The sequence below is a fragment of the Stenotrophomonas sp. UBA7606 genome, assembly GCF_002477705.1.
GTDB lineage: Bacteria > Pseudomonadota > Gammaproteobacteria > Xanthomonadales > Xanthomonadaceae > Stenotrophomonas.
In genome coordinates, this window is record NZ_DLJW01000030.1 from 20,607 (window position 1) to 34,377 (window position 13,771).

At 65.1% G+C, this 13,771-nt stretch carries 16 protein-coding genes and 1 other RNA gene; 5 read left to right on the forward strand and 12 right to left on the reverse strand.

Going from position 1 to position 13,771, the window contains the following annotated elements:
• Nucleotides 1-94: 94 nt before the first annotated feature.
• Nucleotides 95-958, reverse strand: coding sequence for an ion transporter (locus B2527_RS04700; protein WP_293706381.1), 864 nt, complete (start codon nt 956-958; stop codon nt 95-97).
• A 70-nt stretch (nt 959-1,028) separates the two neighbouring features.
• Between B2527_RS04700 and B2527_RS04705 the strand changes: the two genes are divergently transcribed.
• Entirely contained in the window at nt 1,029-2,258 is a 1,230-nt protein-coding gene (locus B2527_RS04705; RefSeq protein WP_293706416.1) for an acetylornithine transaminase, read from the forward strand.
• Nucleotides 2,259-2,491: 233 nt separating this feature from the next.
• Here B2527_RS04705 and B2527_RS04710 read toward each other — a convergent pair whose 3' ends face one another.
• Nucleotides 2,492-3,088 (reverse strand): HAD-IA family hydrolase, encoded by a 597-nt coding sequence (locus tag B2527_RS04710; RefSeq protein WP_293706382.1) that lies wholly within the window; start codon nt 3,086-3,088, stop codon nt 2,492-2,494.
• A 137-nt stretch (nt 3,089-3,225) separates the two neighbouring features.
• Here B2527_RS04710 and azu point away from each other — a divergent pair, with 137 nt between their 5' ends.
• Nucleotides 3,226-3,678, forward strand: coding sequence for an azurin (azu, locus tag B2527_RS04715; RefSeq protein WP_293706383.1), 453 nt, complete (start codon nt 3,226-3,228; stop codon nt 3,676-3,678).
• 200 nt (nt 3,679-3,878) lie between these two features.
• Here the strand turns inward: azu and hemL are convergent, their stop codons facing one another.
• Together hemL and thiE are read right to left on the reverse strand one after the other, a co-directional pair.
• The gene (hemL, locus tag B2527_RS04720; protein WP_293706384.1) at nt 3,879-5,171 is read right to left on the reverse strand and encodes a glutamate-1-semialdehyde 2,1-aminomutase; all 1,293 of its coding nucleotides are present in this window, start codon (nt 5,169-5,171) and stop codon (nt 3,879-3,881) included.
• Nucleotides 5,172-5,324: 153 nt separating this feature from the next.
• On the reverse strand, nt 5,325-5,951 hold the full coding sequence (gene thiE / locus B2527_RS04725; RefSeq protein WP_293706385.1) for a thiamine phosphate synthase: 627 nt from the start codon (nt 5,949-5,951) through the stop codon (nt 5,325-5,327).
• Between the two features lie 69 nt (nt 5,952-6,020).
• Here thiE and B2527_RS04730 point away from each other — a divergent pair, with 69 nt between their 5' ends.
• Nucleotides 6,021-6,212, forward strand: a complete 192-nt coding sequence (locus B2527_RS04730) for a rubredoxin (protein WP_293706386.1) — start codon at nt 6,021-6,023, stop codon at nt 6,210-6,212.
• 22 nt (nt 6,213-6,234) lie between these two features.
• On the opposite strand, the gene B2527_RS04735 is transcribed toward B2527_RS04730, so the two are convergent.
• The 8 genes from B2527_RS04735 to B2527_RS04770 all read right to left on the reverse strand — a co-directional run bounded on the left by B2527_RS04735 (nt 6,235) and on the right by B2527_RS04770 (nt 10,700).
• Complete coding sequence (locus tag B2527_RS04735) at nt 6,235-7,083, reverse strand: SirB1 family protein (protein WP_293706387.1); 849 nt, start codon at nt 7,081-7,083, stop codon at nt 6,235-6,237.
• Nucleotides 7,084-7,148: 65 nt separating this feature from the next.
• Nucleotides 7,149-7,607 (reverse strand): DUF192 domain-containing protein, encoded by a 459-nt coding sequence (locus B2527_RS04740; protein WP_293706388.1) that lies wholly within the window; start codon nt 7,605-7,607, stop codon nt 7,149-7,151.
• 229 nt (nt 7,608-7,836) lie between these two features.
• Nucleotides 7,837-8,484 (reverse strand): ribose-5-phosphate isomerase RpiA, encoded by a 648-nt coding sequence (rpiA, locus tag B2527_RS04745; RefSeq protein WP_293706389.1) that lies wholly within the window; start codon nt 8,482-8,484, stop codon nt 7,837-7,839.
• Between the two features lie 155 nt (nt 8,485-8,639).
• Entirely contained in the window at nt 8,640-9,116 is a 477-nt protein-coding gene (locus tag B2527_RS04750; protein WP_293706390.1) for an EVE domain-containing protein, read from the reverse strand.
• Nucleotides 9,113-9,703, reverse strand: coding sequence for a 5-formyltetrahydrofolate cyclo-ligase (locus B2527_RS04755; protein ID WP_293706391.1), 591 nt, complete (start codon nt 9,701-9,703; stop codon nt 9,113-9,115). Before B2527_RS04755 ends, B2527_RS04750 begins: the two co-directional genes overlap by 4 nt.
• Nucleotides 9,704-9,910: 207 nt before the next feature.
• Nucleotides 9,911-10,095, reverse strand: a non-coding RNA gene (gene ssrS, locus B2527_RS04760) — 6S RNA.
• Nucleotides 10,096-10,182: 87 nt separating this feature from the next.
• A complete protein-coding gene (locus B2527_RS04765) occupies nt 10,183-10,482 on the reverse strand; it encodes a cell division protein ZapA (protein WP_293706392.1) in 300 nt (99 codons plus the stop codon).
• On the reverse strand, nt 10,479-10,700 hold the full coding sequence (locus tag B2527_RS04770; RefSeq protein WP_293706393.1) for a TIGR02449 family protein: 222 nt from the start codon (nt 10,698-10,700) through the stop codon (nt 10,479-10,481). Before B2527_RS04770 ends, B2527_RS04765 begins: the two co-directional genes overlap by 4 nt.
• Before the next feature lie 126 nt (nt 10,701-10,826).
• Between B2527_RS04770 and B2527_RS04775 the strand changes: the two genes are divergently transcribed.
• Both B2527_RS04775 and pepP read left to right on the forward strand, forming a co-directional pair.
• On the forward strand, nt 10,827-11,372 hold the full coding sequence (locus B2527_RS04775) for a YecA family protein (RefSeq protein ID WP_293706394.1): 546 nt from the start codon (nt 10,827-10,829) through the stop codon (nt 11,370-11,372).
• Between the two features lie 8 nt (nt 11,373-11,380).
• Nucleotides 11,381-12,706 carry a Xaa-Pro aminopeptidase gene (gene pepP / locus B2527_RS04780; RefSeq protein WP_293706395.1) on the forward strand — a complete coding sequence of 442 codons (1,326 nt, stop codon included), beginning with the start codon at nt 11,381-11,383 and terminating at the stop codon, nt 12,704-12,706.
• The last annotated feature ends 1,065 nt before the right edge of the window (nt 12,707-13,771 follow it).

Below are 13,771 nucleotides of genomic sequence, written 5' to 3' on the forward strand. Positions count from 1 at the left end.
ACTACAGGGTATGGCCCCCTGCCGAGCATGGCTCGGCACTACAGGGTAAGGCCCCCTGCCGAGCATGGCTCGGCACTACCGTCCCCGGGTGGGCTCAATGCTCGATATGCTCGGGCAGCTCATGCCCGCAGCGGTTGCAGTAGCGCGCCTTCACCTCGTGGCCTTCATGCCCGCAGACCGCGCAGCCACGGTTGTCGCGGCGGTTCTCGCGCAGCATGTTGCCGGCCAGTTCGGCGGTATAGATGCCGGTCGGTACAGCCAGGATGCTGTAGCCGATCAGGATCAGGGCCGAGGTGATGAAGCGCCCCAGCGTGGTGTGCGGGACGATGTCGCCAAAGCCCACCGTGGCCATGGTCACCACCGCCCAGTACATGCTGGCGGGGATGTTGCTGAAGCCGTATTGCGGGCCTTCGACCACGTACATCAGCGCGCCGGCGATGATGGCGATGGTGACCACCATCGACAGAAACAGCAGGATCTTGCGCCGGCTGCGCCATAGCGCGGCCATCAGCACGCCGCTTTCCTCGATGTAACGGGTCAGCTTGAGGATGCGGAATACCCGTAGCAGGCGCAGCACGCGCACCACCAGCAGGCTCTGCGTACCGGGCACGAAGAAGGAAATATAGGAGGGCAGGATGGCCAGCAGGTCGATGATGCCCCAGATGCTGAAGGCATAGCGCAGCGGCCGTCGCACCACCAGCAGGCGCAGCACGTACTCGGCGGTGAACAGCAGGGTGAAGGCCCACTCGACCACGTAGAACCAGTTGGCCCAGGCAACATGGATGTGCTGCACGCTGTCCACCATCACCACCAGCACGCTGGCAAGGATGGCCCAGACCAGCAACAGGTCGAAACGGCGCGATGGCGGGGTGTCGGTGCGGTGGATGATGTCGAACCAGCGGCGGCGCCAACCGCTGTCGCTGGCCGGGTTCAATTGGGGGGTGGAGAACAGGCGCATGGGCGCATTGTGCCGTAGGCCCGCGGAATGGGGGACAATGGGACTTTCACACCCAATGACCCTGAACGCCATGACTGCTGTCGCCGAGCCGCTGTTGTCCCTGTCCAATTACTACCTGCCGGTGTATCGCCCGCGCCAGCTGGTGCTGGAGCGCGGCCAGGGCGCCCGACTGTGGGATACGCAGGGTCGCGAGTTCATCGACCTGGCCGCCGGCATCGCGGTGTGCAGCCTGGGCCACAACAACCCGGACCTGAAGGCTGCCCTGTTCGAGCAGGCCGACAAGCTGTGGCACACCAGCAACATGTTCTACAGCGAGCCGCCGCTGCATCTGGCACAGGAGCTGGTGGACGCCTCGCGCTTCGCCAAGCGCGTGTTCCTGTGCAATTCCGGCGCCGAAGCCAATGAAGTGGCCATCAAGCTGGTTCGCAAGTGGGCCAGCGCACAGGGCCGTGGCCCGGAGAAGCGTTTCATTGTGACCTTCCGCGGCAGCTTCCATGGCCGCACCCTGGCCACGGTCACCGCTACCGCCCAGCCGAAGTACCAGGAAGGCTACGAGCCGCTGCCCGGTGGCTTCCGCTATGTCGATTTCAACGATGTCGCCCAGCTTGAAGCAGCGATGGCCGGTGGCGATGTTGCCGCGGTGATGTTCGAGCCGGTGCAGGGCGAGGGCGGGGTGATGCCGGCCAGTGCCGAGTTCATGCGCCGCGCCCGCGAGCTGTGCGACCAGCACGATGCATTGATGGTGCTGGATGAAATCCAGGTCGGCATGGGCCGTACCGGTGAGCTGTTCGCGCATTGGAACTGGGGCGTGACCCCGGACATCGTCACCCTGGCCAAGGCGCTGGGCGGCGGTTTCCCGATCGGCGCGATGCTGGCCGGCCCCAAGGTTGCCGACGTGATGAGCGTTGGCGCGCATGGCAGCACCTTCGGTGGCAATCCGCTGGCGGCGGCGGTGGCGCGCGTGGCGTTGCGCAAGCTGTCGTCCGATGAGATCAAGGCCAATGTCGTGCGCCAGTCGGCCGCGTTGAAGGCCGGTCTGGAGGCCATCGGCGCAGAGTTCGGGGTGTTCGAGCAGGTGCGCGGCATGGGCCTGATGCTGGGTGCGGTGCTCAAGCCCGACTACGTCGCCGACATCGGCATGCTGCTGGATCTGGCGGCCGAAAAACAGGTGCTGATCCTGCAGGCCGGCACCAGCGTGCTGCGCTTCGTGCCGGCGCTGAACATCACCGACGAAGAAGTGGCCGAAGGCCTGAAGCGTGTGCGCGAGGCGATTGCGGCGTATATGGCGTCGCGCGGGTAAGTTGGGTTTTTCGGCGAGCGAAGCGCTTCCCCTCATCCGTCCTTCGGGCACTTTTTTTCGCCTGCCGGAGAAGAGAGTGCGCGTTGTTGCGGGGGCGGGGACTGCGCCAGCTAGCCGTAAGCCTAAGCCGTGACTCTTCCCTTCTCCCGTCTGCGGGAGAAGGTACCAGTAGAGCCTGCCCCCCGCGAAGGCGGGGGGCGGATGAGGGCAGGGCGTGCAACGCACGCGGCCTTTCACCCCAGGCAGTGATTCCGCTTCAACAAGCGCCGCAACGACTGTGCATGAAACGCCGTATCGGCCTGCAGCCCGGCTTCGCGCGCACCCTGCACATTGCGGAACAGATGGTCGACGAACAGGCTTCGCTCTGGTGCGCAGCCGAGCGCTGCGCAGGCCGCCAGATACGCTGCTGGGTCAGGCTTGCGCACGCCCAGCGCTGCGCTGCAGAGCACACGACGGGTGCCGAGCAACTGCTCGATCACCGGCTGCGTCAGCAGGCCGTTATTGGTCAGCACCGAAACCTGCACATCGGAATGAACGCGCTCCAGCACGGCCATGCAATCACTACGCAACCTGGTCGCAGCCAGCCGTGCAGCATGCCAGTGCGCCGCGATCAGCTCGCTGCCCAGGCGTTGGTTCAAGGCCTGCAGCAATTGCTCGCCATCCAGCTCGCCGCGGGCATGGGCGAACTCAAGCCCGTCCGTACGCAATACTGCATCCACCTGCTCGGGTGCGCGGCCGGCAGCATCGGCAAGCTGGCGCAGGTGGATACGGTGCTCGTAATCGGCGAGCAGTCCATCGAAATCCAGCAATAGTGCGTGTGGTCGTTGCATCGATGGCGAGGCAAGGGTGGGGCTGCAGTATCGCTGGCACGGCGTCTGCGTGCAGCCTGCGACATCGCGTCACAGGTGAAATCTGCGGGGTTTGCCTAGAATCAGGACACTGTAGTTGTCATTGTTTGGAGTTCACCGTGAAGCGTTCCAGCCTGCTGTTGTTGGCCCTTGCCGGCCTGTTGCCTGCCGCGCCTGCGCTGGCCCGCACCTGCGCGGTCACCATCGAAAGCAATGACCGCATGCAGTTCTCGCTGCCGCAGATCCGCGTTGCTGCCGATTGCACGCAGGTGGACCTGACCCTCAAGCATACCGGCCGGATGCCGGCTACCGCGATGGGGCATAACTGGGTGCTGACGCGTACCCCGGATTTCCAACCAGTGGCCACGGCTGGCATGCGTTCGACGCTGGCTGACAGTTACCTGCCGAAGAATGATGCGCGGGTGATCGCGTTCACGCCGGTGATCGGTGGCGGGCAGACCACGCAGGTGCGCTTTGCGACCAGCAAGTTGACGCGTGGTGGTGATTACACCTTCTTCTGCTCGTTCCCGGGGCATTGGGGAATGATGAAGGGCAAGCTGGTATTTGGTTGAGCTGATGCGCTGCCCGAATCCTGGGTTCGAGAAGCTTCAGAGCAACAGCTGCCCTCACCCCAACCCCCACTCCGCGCCCCGGCGCTTGCGCCGGCGCAACGGCGTTCGACGGGCAGCGCGAACATGTAGTTCGCAAGCTGCCCCTCTCACCCCGCGGGCGGGAGAGGGGCATTGTTTCGATCATTGCCGCTGTGGGCGGATCAACCCGCCGCAACCACCTTGAACGCCTCACGTGCTGCAACCAGGGTGGCTTCGATCACCGCATCGTCATGCGCGCTGGACAGGAAGCCGGCCTCGTAGGCCGACGGGGCGAGGAACACGCCGCGCTCAAGCATGGCGTGGAAGAACACGTTGAAGGCCTTGATGTCACAGGCGGTGGCCTGCGCATAGGTCTCGACCTTCTCGCTGGTGAAGAACAGGCCGAACATGCCGCCGACGCGATTGGTGGTCACGGCCACGCCGGCCTCGCGCGCAGCCGCTTCCAGGCCATCGCAGAGCGTGTTGGTTGCTGCCGTCAGGCGCTCGTGGAAGCCCGGCGCCTGCACCAGCTGCAACATCGCCAGGCCGGCGGCCATGGCCACGGGGTTGCCGCTCAGCGTGCCTGCCTGGTAGATCGGGCCGGCCGGTGCGATCTGCGACATCAACTCGCGGCGGCCGCCATAGGCGCCTACCGGCATGCCGCCGCCAATGACCTTGCCGAAGGTGTTCAGGTCCGGAGTAATGCCGTAGTACGCCTGCGCGCCGCCCAGGGCGACGCGGAAGCCGGTCATCACTTCGTCGAAGATCAGCAGTGCACCGTACTGCGTGCACAGGGCGCGCAGATGCTGCAGATAGCCTTCGCGCGGCGGGATGCAGTTGGCGTTGCCGACCACCGGTTCAATGATCAGGCCGGCGATATCCGCACCCTGCTGCTCGAACAGTGCGGTTGCTGCTTCGAAATCGTTGTACGGCAGGGTGAGGGTGAGTTCACTCAGCCCGGCCGGCACGCCCGGCGAGGTCGGCACGCCCAGGGTCAGCATGCCGCTACCGGCCTTGACCAGGAAGGAGTCGCCGTGGCCGTGGTAGCAGCCTTCGAACTTGATGATCTTGTTGCGGCCGGTGGCGCCGCGCGCCAGGCGGATGGCCGACAGCGTGGCCTCGGTGCCGGAGTTGACCATGCGCACCATCTCGCAGGACGGCACCAGCCGGGTGATGGTTTCGGCCATGGTCACCTCGGCCGGGCAGGGCGCACCGAACGACAGGCCGTTGCCGATCGCCTGCTGCACGGCCTCGCGCACGGCCGGGTGGTTGTGGCCGACGATCATCGGGCCCCAGGAGCCGACGTAATCGATATAGGCGTTGCCATCCACGTCATGCAGGTAAGCGCCATCGGCGCGCTGCACGAAGAAGGGTTCGCCGCCGACCGACTTGAACGCACGCACCGGTGAATTGACGCCACCCGGCAGCAAGGTCTGCGCGCGGGTGAACAGGGCGTGGGATTGGGCGTGGTTCATTGTGAAACTCCTGGATAAGGCAGTAGTTCAAGGCCCCTCTCCCCTCGGGAGAGGGGTTGGGGAGAGGGTAGGGCTCGCCTCGAATCTCTTGGCTTCGCCCGTACCCTCATCCGCCCCTTCGGGGCACCTTCTCCCGGAGGGAGAAGGAAGATGTCATTTGTGCTGGAAACAGCCTCGATAAGCCTGCAACGCCGCCACCGGGTCCGCCTCGCTGAACACGCCGCTGATCACCGCGATCAGGTCTGCACCAGCGTCCACCACCGCCCGGCTATTGTCCGGGGTCAACCCGCCAATCGCCACACGTGGCACCCCAAGTGCGGCGCTTTGTCGCAGCAGCTCCGGACTGGCGCGGCGCGGGGTGATCTTGCTGCGGCTGGGGAAGAAGGCGCCGAAGGCCACATAACTGGCGCCGGCGGCCACCGCGCGCTGCGCCAGCACCAGTTCGTCATAGCAGGAGGCACCAATGATGGCCTGCGGGCCGAGCAGGGCACGGGTAGCAGCGATGTCGCCATCGTCTTCACCCAGGTGCACGCCGGCGGCGCCGACCTGCAGGGCCAGTGCGGCATCATCATTGATGATCAGCGGCACGCCGGTTTCGGCGCAGAGTGCCTGCAGGGCAGTGGCCTGGGCCAGACGGGTGGGCGCATCCACCGCCTTGTTGCGGTATTGCAGCCAGGTAGTGCCGGCCAGCAAGGGGCGGACCCGCTCGAGCAGGCGCGCGCTGTCGGTTTCGTCGGGGGTGATCAGGTAGACGCCGCGGGCGTCGGCAAGCTGGGTCATGTATGGCTACCGGTACGGCGTGGGGAATGTGACAATCAACGCCGCTTCTTTGTCCGGTGATTATCCCCGATGTCCGACGCTACGGCCTCCACCCTGCGCACCTGGATGTGTGTCGTCTGCGGCTTCATCTACCGCGAGGCCGACGGCCTGCCGGAAGAAGGCATCGCCCCGGGCACGCGCTGGGAAGACGTGCCCGACACCTGGACCTGCCCCGACTGCGGGGTGACCAAGGATGACTTCGAGATGGTCGAGCTGGATTGACGCTGCTCCTGCGGGAAACGTTTCAGTGCAGTCTTGGGCGCTCGCCGCCCAGGTCGACCAGCCGCTCGCGGATGCTGATCGCATCGTTCGCCTCGGGCTCCATCTTCAGATAGCGCGCAAGGTCGGTGCGGGCGCCAGCCAGGTACTGCAACTGCAGATAGGCCAGGCCGCGGTCGCGCACGGCATCGGCCTGTTCGGGCGCCAGCTTGAGGATGCGGTCGGCGCTGCGCGCTGCCCGGTCCCACTCGCCACGCTCGGCGTAGACGCCGTGCAGGTTGCGCAGCATGCGCATCAGGATGGCGCGGTGCGGGGCCGGGTCCAGGATCTGCGCCAGCACGTTGTCGTCCGGGGTTTCGCCGCCCAGGTTGCTGCGGGCGCGTTCGCGCAGTTCGTCCACGCCCAGCGGACGGCCGCCGTTGAACGGGTCCATGATCAGCACCCCGTCTTCCACCGGCAGCCGCACCAGGAAATGGCCGGGGAAGGAAATGCCTTCCAGCGGCAGGCCGAGCCGGCGCGAGACCTCGATCTGCACCAGGGCCAGCGAGATCGGGTTGCCCAGGCGGCGCTCGAACACCTCGTTGAGGTAGCTGTTGCGCGGGTCGTAGTACTCGTCGTTGTCGCCGCTGTAACCGACCTCGTTGAACAGGTGGTTGTTGATGGCGGCAACCTTGAGCGGCCATTCGCCGATGGCATCCACTTCCACCCGCAGGTGGTCCGCGTGGGCCTGCAGCACGCGGTCGTACTCGGCCGGGTCCAGCTGCGGGTATTCATCGCGGGCGATCAGCAGGGCAGTCGGCAGCAGCGGCAGCGCCTCGTCGGGCAGGCCGGCCAGTTCATCCCACTGCGGCAGGGTAATACGCGTTTCAGACATGGCCCAAGACTGGCGGCAAAGCGGCGCCGGTTCAAGGGCGCCGCTGTTCAACTTGGGCCGGCCGCTCAGTTGCCGGTGGGGATGCCCGGGCCGAAGGTCAGCTCGGCGCCGTCCTGCAGCTTGAGCCTGGCGGCCTGGCCGGCGTTGAGTTCCAGCACGTACAGGGCCGGGTTGAAGCTGGGGTAGGGCGGGCACATGTCACCGGCCGAGCACGGCGGGACATCGCGCTGCTGGCCGACCAGGCGGCGCTGGCTGTCGAAGTACAGGATATCCAGCGGGATCTTGGTGTTTTTCATCCAGTACGCCTGCGGTTCCTCGCGGTCGTGGATGAACAACATGCCGTGGTCGGTTTCCATCTGTTCGCGGAACATCAGGCCGCGGGCGCGGCTTTCGTCGTTCTGCGCCAGTTCCACCTGGTAGCGGGTACCGGCCAGTTCCACCCAATGCTTGCCGTCGGCGCTGGCGCAGCCGGCCAGGGCGAGCAGGGACAGTGTGAAGAGGGTACGCAGGGAGGCGTTGAACATGGTTGGGGACCTGGTTCCTGGGAGGTGTTCAGGCGGGAGGGGGGAAGTCAAAGGCTTCCCCTCATCCGCCCTTCGGGCACCTTCTCCCGTGAACGGGAGAAGGGACAAGCAACAGCGGAAGCCGAAGCAACGGCCAAAGCAACAGCGACAGCCAAAGCAACAGCGACAGCAACAGCCAAAGCAACAGCCGAAACAGCCGAACCAGCAGCCAGAGTTGCGCGGGCTCGGCTTACAGCACCTGTGGCGGCTCGCCGCCGACGATGACCACGTCGGCTGGGCGGCGCGCAAACAGGCCGACCGTCACCACGCCCGGAATCTGGTTGAGTTGCTGCTCCAGCTTGACCGGATCGGTGATGGACAGGTTGTGTACGTCCAGAATCAGATTGCCGTTGTCGGTGACCACGCCATCGCGCCACACCGGCTGGCCGCCGGTCAGGGCCAGGATCTCGCGGGCCACCAGGCTGCGTGCCATCGGGATCACTTCCACCGGCAGCGGGAACTTGCCCAGCACCTTGACCTGCTTGCTCGGGTCGACGATGCAGACGAACTGCTTGCTGGCCTCGGCGATGATCTTCTCGCGGGTCAGCGCGGCACCGCCGCCCTTGATCAGGTTCTTGTTGCCGTCGCACTCATCGGCGCCATCCACGTACAGCGACAGGCCGCCGGTGTGGTTCAGGTCCAGCACCTCGATGCCGTGGCCCTTGAGCAGGGCGGTGCTCTGGTCGGAACTGGAGACCGCGCCTTCGATCTGGTCCTTGATGCGGGCCAGGGCTTCGATGAAGTAGGCAACGGTGGAGCCGGTGCCGACACCGACAATCATTCCCTTCTGGACGTACTCGATGGCTTTTTCGGCGGCCAGGCGCTTGGCTTCGGACATGGTTGTTTGCTTGGTGATTGGGGAGTCGGGATTGGGGATACGCAAAGGCGGGGTGTGGCGAACTTTTGGGTTGCCGGGATAGGGAAAGGCAGATTCGAGATTCGCATGGGCTGCAGTGCAGCGCTCTTGTCGAATCCCCGATCCCGACTCCCCAATCACCGCTTTTCCAGCGACAGCAGCAGCTTCCACTGTGCGGCGGTAACCGGGAACACCGACAGGCGGTTGCCCTTGGCGGTCAGCGGAAAGCCTTCGCCCAGTTCCTCGGCATGCAGCTTGATCTCGTCCAGCGCGATCACCTGCGCCAGCTTGCGCTCAAAACCCACGTCCACCAGCATCCAGCGCGGCTGTTCGCGCGTGCTCTTGGGGTCGTAGTAATCGGATTCGGGGTCGAACTGGGTGTCGTCCGGGTAGGCCTCGCTGGCCACCGTGGCGACGCCGACGATGCCCGGCACCTTGGTGTTGGAGTGGTAGAACAGGATGCCGTCGCCAACCTTCATGCCGTCGCGCATGAAATTGCGCGCCTGGTAGTTGCGCACGCCATTCCACGGCTCGGTGCCCACGCGCTGCAGGTCGTCGATGGAAAAGGCGTCCGGTTCGGACTTCATCAGCCAGTAGCGCTTGCGGGCGGTCATGCGTTCAACGGTTCCGGGTAGAGAGTGGCCTGCTCGGTACAGATGGCATCTACCGCCACGTCCCAGTCCTCGACCGGTAGTGACGGCACCTGCTGGGCGGAGAAACCTACCCCCACCAGCCACGGCGGCGCGGCCTGGCGCTGCCGAAATGCGAAGCTGCGATCATACCAGCCGCCCCCCATGCCCAGCCGCCGGCCGCTGTCATCAAAGCCCACCAGCGGCGCGACGACCAAGGCCATTTCCTCCGGCCGCAGTGCCTGCGCCGGGTCCACGTCGGGCTCGGGAATGCCGTAGCGGTTGCTGACCAGGGCCTGGCCCGGACGCCACGGCGCGAAGCGCAGCAGCTTGCCGTGCAGCACCGGCAGGCAATAGGTCTGCTGTGGCGGCAGCTGCATCTGCCAGCGGTGCAGGGCGATCTCGCCGTCCATTGCCCAGTAGCCGGCGACATGCCCACTGACCCCGGCGAAAGGCAGGGACAGCAGGTGCGCGGCCAGGGTTTCGGCCGCGGCGATGCGCTCGGCAGCAGGAATATCGCGGCGGCGCTGGCGCAGTTGTTGGCGGAGGAGTTGGCGGGGATCGGCAGTCATCGGGGAAAAATCTGCGGGCAGAGAGTTGAAGCCCCTCTCCCGTCGGGAGAGGGGTTGGGGAGAAGGTGCGGGTGAAGCGATGTGAGATCAACATGCATGAGGCTTCGCGCTCACCCTCATCCGCCCCTTCGGGGCACCTTCTCCCGGAGGGAGAAGGAAAAAAGACAAAAAAAGAACGGCGCCCGTTGGGCGCCGTTCTGGAATATTGCATTCTCCGCGGTGACGATGCGTGCGAAACGACCTTGAACCCGGGGTTCAAGTGGGAACGCTGGGGGGCCATCGGGCTTCCCGCTACAAGGCGGACTTGCACACCCGGCTCCGTCGCGCCCCCGTGGTCGTAATTAAGGGACAAGGCGAATGTTTGCACACGCCGTCGTTCACAGCAGAGAACGCGAGGCCAGTATAGCGAGGTTGCGCGCGCAGGTGCAGTCCGTTCGTCGGTCATTTACCAATTCATCAGCCTGAGCAACTCAGGCTGGTCAACGTGCGTTGTCGACCGCAATATCCAGGCGCCGGTTCAGATCATTCAACGCCGTCTGGAAGCGCTGTTGCTGCGCCGCCTGCTCGTCGCGTACCTGCTGCAGCTCATGGGCCAGGTTGAGCGCGGCCAATACCGCCACCCGGTCCACGGCGGCCATGCGGTTGCTGCCGCGGATTTCGCGCATCTTGCCATCGAGCATGCGCGCGGCAGCGGTGAGGCTCTGGCGCTCGCCGGGCTCCACGCCCACGGTGTATTCGCGATCAAGAATGTGGACGCTGACCGGTTCGTTCTGGCTCATGTGTGCTGTTCCAGCGACTTGAGGCGGTTGATCATGGCTTCCACCCGCGAGCGGGCCTGTTCGTTCTTGGTCAGCAGCTGCGAGCGCTCGCTGATCAATTGCTCCTGCTGTTGGCGCAGGCTGCGGTTCTCATCGCTCAGCCGCTGGTTGCGCTCGAGCAGCAGCTCGATGCGGGAGACAAGGGCCAGCAGCTGGCCAGCGGGGTCGAAGGCGTCCATGGGCGGCACGATAGGCATGCAGGTGAGGGGCGGTCAAGATGGAGAGTACAGCGTGGTTGATACACTGTAGGGCCGCTGCACGGTTCCCCGCGGCAGCGTTCCTCTCCGCTTTGACAGACCTGTGACATGACCGATCTTCCTGTCGTCAACGACATCCTCCAGGCCAGCAAGTCGCTGGGCCTGGGTGCTTCCCCGGCCGAACTGCACGGTGGCCTGTGTGGCTGGCTGGCTGCCGGCGGCGCCGACGTGCCGGCCTGGCCGGCCAAGGTGCTGGCTGATGATGGCCTGCCGGCGCCGGAGCCCGGCAGCGTTCTGGACCAGCTGCGCCAGGCCACGGTCGCGCAACTGGAGGACCGCGATTTTGCTTTTGAGCTGGTACTGGCCGATGCCGCAGCGCCCTTGCAGGTGCGCACCGATGCGCTGTTCGAGTGGTGCCGTGCATTCCTGGGCGGCTTCGGCCTGGCGTCGGGCAAGCGGCCGGTGCTCAGCGAGGAAGGCGAGGAGGCACTGCAGGACCTGGCGCGCCTGGCGCAGGCCTCCAGCGATGAGTTCGACAGCGCTGACGAGGACGAGGACGCACTGGCCGAGATCGAGGAGTTCGTGCGGGTGGCCGCGCTGTTGCTGCATGGCGATTGCGTGATGGGCTCGCGCCACCGGCAGAGCCTGAACTGAGGGCGGCGATGAAGCGTCTGTCCGGGATCACCCCTGCCGAATATGTGTTGCGCCGCCGCCAACTGATGGAGGCGGCCGGTGACGATGCCATCCTGGTGCTGCCGGCCGCACCGGAACGGGTACGCAGCCACGACACCTTCTACCCCTACCGCCAGGACTCGGATTTCTGGTACCTGTGCGGTTTCCAGGAGCCGGAGGCGGTGCTGGTATTGATCCCGGGCCGCAAGCACGGCGAGGTGATCCTGTTCTGCCGCGAGCGGGACCCTGACCGCGAAGCCTGGGACGGCCCGCGCGAGGGCCAGGACGGCGCGGTGTCGCGCTACGGCATGGACGACGCCTATCCGATCGACGACCTGGATGAAATCCTGCCCGGTCTGCTGGAAGGCCGTTCGCGGGTGTACTACCACTTCGGGCGCGATGCGGACTTTGATCTCAAGCTGATCGGTTGGGTCAACCGGGTACGCTCGCAGGTACGGCATGGCGCGCAGCCGCCGCATGAATTCCTGGAACTGGGCCACCTGCTGCATGAGCAGCGCCTGTTCAAGTCGGCCGATGAGATCGCGCTGATGCAGACGGCGGCCGACATCAGCGTGCGGGCGCACCGTGCGGCGATGCGCGCGGCGCGGCCGGGCATCCACGAGTATGAGCTGCAGGCCGAGGTCGAGCGCGCGTTCCGTGCCGCCGATGGCTGGCCGGCTTACAACAGCATCGTCGGTGCGGGTACCAATGCCTGCGTGCTGCACTACCGCGCCAACAGCAGCGGCAGCCGCGAGGGTGATCTGGTGTTGATCGACGCCGGTGCCGAGTACCGCGGCTATGCCAGTGACATCACCCGCACTTTTCCGGTCAGCGGCAAGTTCAGTGCCGAGCAGCGTGCGCTGCACGATCTGGTGCTGGCGGCGCAGGCGGCGGCGTTGGAGCAGGCGCTGCCGGGCATTGCGTATGAGGAGGGGCATCTGGCTGCGGTGGAGGTCCTGACCGAGGGTTTGTTGCGCTTGGGGCTGCTGCAGGGCGATCTGGAAGAGAACATCATCGAGGGGCACTACCAGCGCTTCTATCGGCACAAGACTGGCCATTGGTTGGGTCTGGACGTGCACGATGTTGGCGACTACCGGGTGGCGGGGGAGTCGCGCCTGTTGGAGCCGGGCATGGTGTTCACGATCGAGCCGGGGCTTTACATCTCGCCGGACGATCGCAGTGTGGAGGCGCGTTGGCGCGGGATTGGGATCCGCATCGAGGACGATGTGTTGATCACCGAGGACGGGCACCAGGTGCTGACGGCTGCGCTGGAGCGTAGTGCCGACGAAATCGAGGCCTTCATGGCCCAGCGCTGAGGTGTAAGGGGCGCATAGGTAGCTGTTGCAATTGCCTTTGCATTTGCCCTCCCTTACGCAAAGCGTAGGGGAGGGTATGGGAGGGGGCAGTTGCTTTGGCTTTGGCCGTTGCAGTTGTCGTTGCAGTTGCCGTTGCCGTTGCTCTAAAGCTTTTGATTTACGGGCCCCTTCTGCAGCGACGCAGCCGGCGGATAAGACCCCGAATGGGGCGACGTGCAGGACGCACGTCGTTTTTCGACGATACAGGGATGTATCGTCGAAAAATCCCGGCGGCGGAGTGGACCCGCGACGCGTAGCGGCGTGGGCGCGGAGGCAGGGTGTGCTTTCTTTTGGTTATCTTTTCTTTGCACAAGCAAAGAAAAGTAACTCGCTCCCCGAAGGGGAGTGAAAGCCTTTGCTCTTGCTCTCGTTCCAGCTCCAGCTCCAGCTCCAGCTCCAGCAGTAGCAGCTGTAGTAGCAGCAACAGCACAGCAATCAAGGTCAAGGGCTTTCGCCCGCCTTCGGCGCGCGAGCACACCTTTCTTTGCTTGTGCAAAGAAACGTGGCCCAAAGAAAGCACACCCTGCCTACGCGCCTTCCGCGCTGCGCGCTACAGGTCCACTCCGCTGGCAGGATTTTTCGACGATACATCCCTGTATCGTCGAAAAACGACGTGCATCCATGCACGTCGCCCCGTACGGGGTCTTGTCTGCCAGCTCCGTCGCTGCGGAAGGGGCCCGGTGGATCAAGAGCTTTAGAGCAACGGCAACGGCAACGGCAACGGCAACGGCAACTGCAACTGCAACTGCCAAAGCCAAAGCCAAAGCCAAAGCCAAAGCCAAAGCCAAAGCCAAAGCCAAAGCCAAAGCAACTGCACCCCTCCCATACCCTCCCCTACGCTTTGCGCAAGGGAGGGCAGGTGCCAATGTACGTAGCCCGGGTAAGCGTCAGCGCACCCGGGAAGCCGACCTCGATCGCCACCGAATAAGGTGCAAACGAATACGGCCCAGCTTTCGCCAGGCCGCAGTCAACTGCATCAACGGTGTATTCCGATAACCAGGGCAGCAGCTACACGCCGCCCCGGCA

What these genes read in the sequence shown, in the direction of transcription:
- B2527_RS04755 (WP_293706391.1), bottom strand. Translation starts at nt 9,703, where the DNA reads ATGACTGCCGATCCCCGCCAACTCCTCCGCCAACAACTGCGCCAGCGC.
- B2527_RS04705 (WP_293706416.1), top strand. Translation starts at nt 1,029, where the DNA reads ATGACTGCTGTCGCCGAGCCGCTGTTGTCCCTGTCCAATTACTACCTG.
- thiE (WP_293706385.1), bottom strand. Translation starts at nt 5,951, where the DNA reads ATGACCCAGCTTGCCGACGCCCGCGGCGTCTACCTGATCACCCCCGAC.
- rpiA (WP_293706389.1), bottom strand. Translation starts at nt 8,484, where the DNA reads ATGTCCGAAGCCAAGCGCCTGGCCGCCGAAAAAGCCATCGAGTACGTC.
- B2527_RS04750 (WP_293706390.1), bottom strand. Translation starts at nt 9,116, where the DNA reads ATGACCGCCCGCAAGCGCTACTGGCTGATGAAGTCCGAACCGGACGCC.
- B2527_RS04770 (WP_293706393.1), bottom strand. Translation starts at nt 10,700, where the DNA reads ATGGACGCCTTCGACCCCGCTGGCCAGCTGCTGGCCCTTGTCTCCCGC.
- B2527_RS04775 (WP_293706394.1), top strand. Translation starts at nt 10,827, where the DNA reads ATGACCGATCTTCCTGTCGTCAACGACATCCTCCAGGCCAGCAAGTCG.
- hemL (WP_293706384.1), bottom strand. Translation starts at nt 5,171, where the DNA reads ATGAACCACGCCCAATCCCACGCCCTGTTCACCCGCGCGCAGACCTTG.
- B2527_RS04700 (WP_293706381.1), bottom strand. Translation starts at nt 958, where the DNA reads ATGCGCCTGTTCTCCACCCCCCAATTGAACCCGGCCAGCGACAGCGGT.
- B2527_RS04735 (WP_293706387.1), bottom strand. Translation starts at nt 7,083, where the DNA reads ATGTCTGAAACGCGTATTACCCTGCCGCAGTGGGATGAACTGGCCGGC.
- B2527_RS04710 (WP_293706382.1), bottom strand. Translation starts at nt 3,088, where the DNA reads ATGCAACGACCACACGCACTATTGCTGGATTTCGATGGACTGCTCGCC.
- B2527_RS04730 (WP_293706386.1), top strand. Translation starts at nt 6,021, where the DNA reads ATGTCCGACGCTACGGCCTCCACCCTGCGCACCTGGATGTGTGTCGTC.
- B2527_RS04740 (WP_293706388.1), bottom strand. Translation starts at nt 7,607, where the DNA reads ATGTTCAACGCCTCCCTGCGTACCCTCTTCACACTGTCCCTGCTCGCC.
- pepP (WP_293706395.1), top strand. Translation starts at nt 11,381, where the DNA reads ATGAAGCGTCTGTCCGGGATCACCCCTGCCGAATATGTGTTGCGCCGC.
- B2527_RS04765 (WP_293706392.1), bottom strand. Translation starts at nt 10,482, where the DNA reads ATGAGCCAGAACGAACCGGTCAGCGTCCACATTCTTGATCGCGAATAC.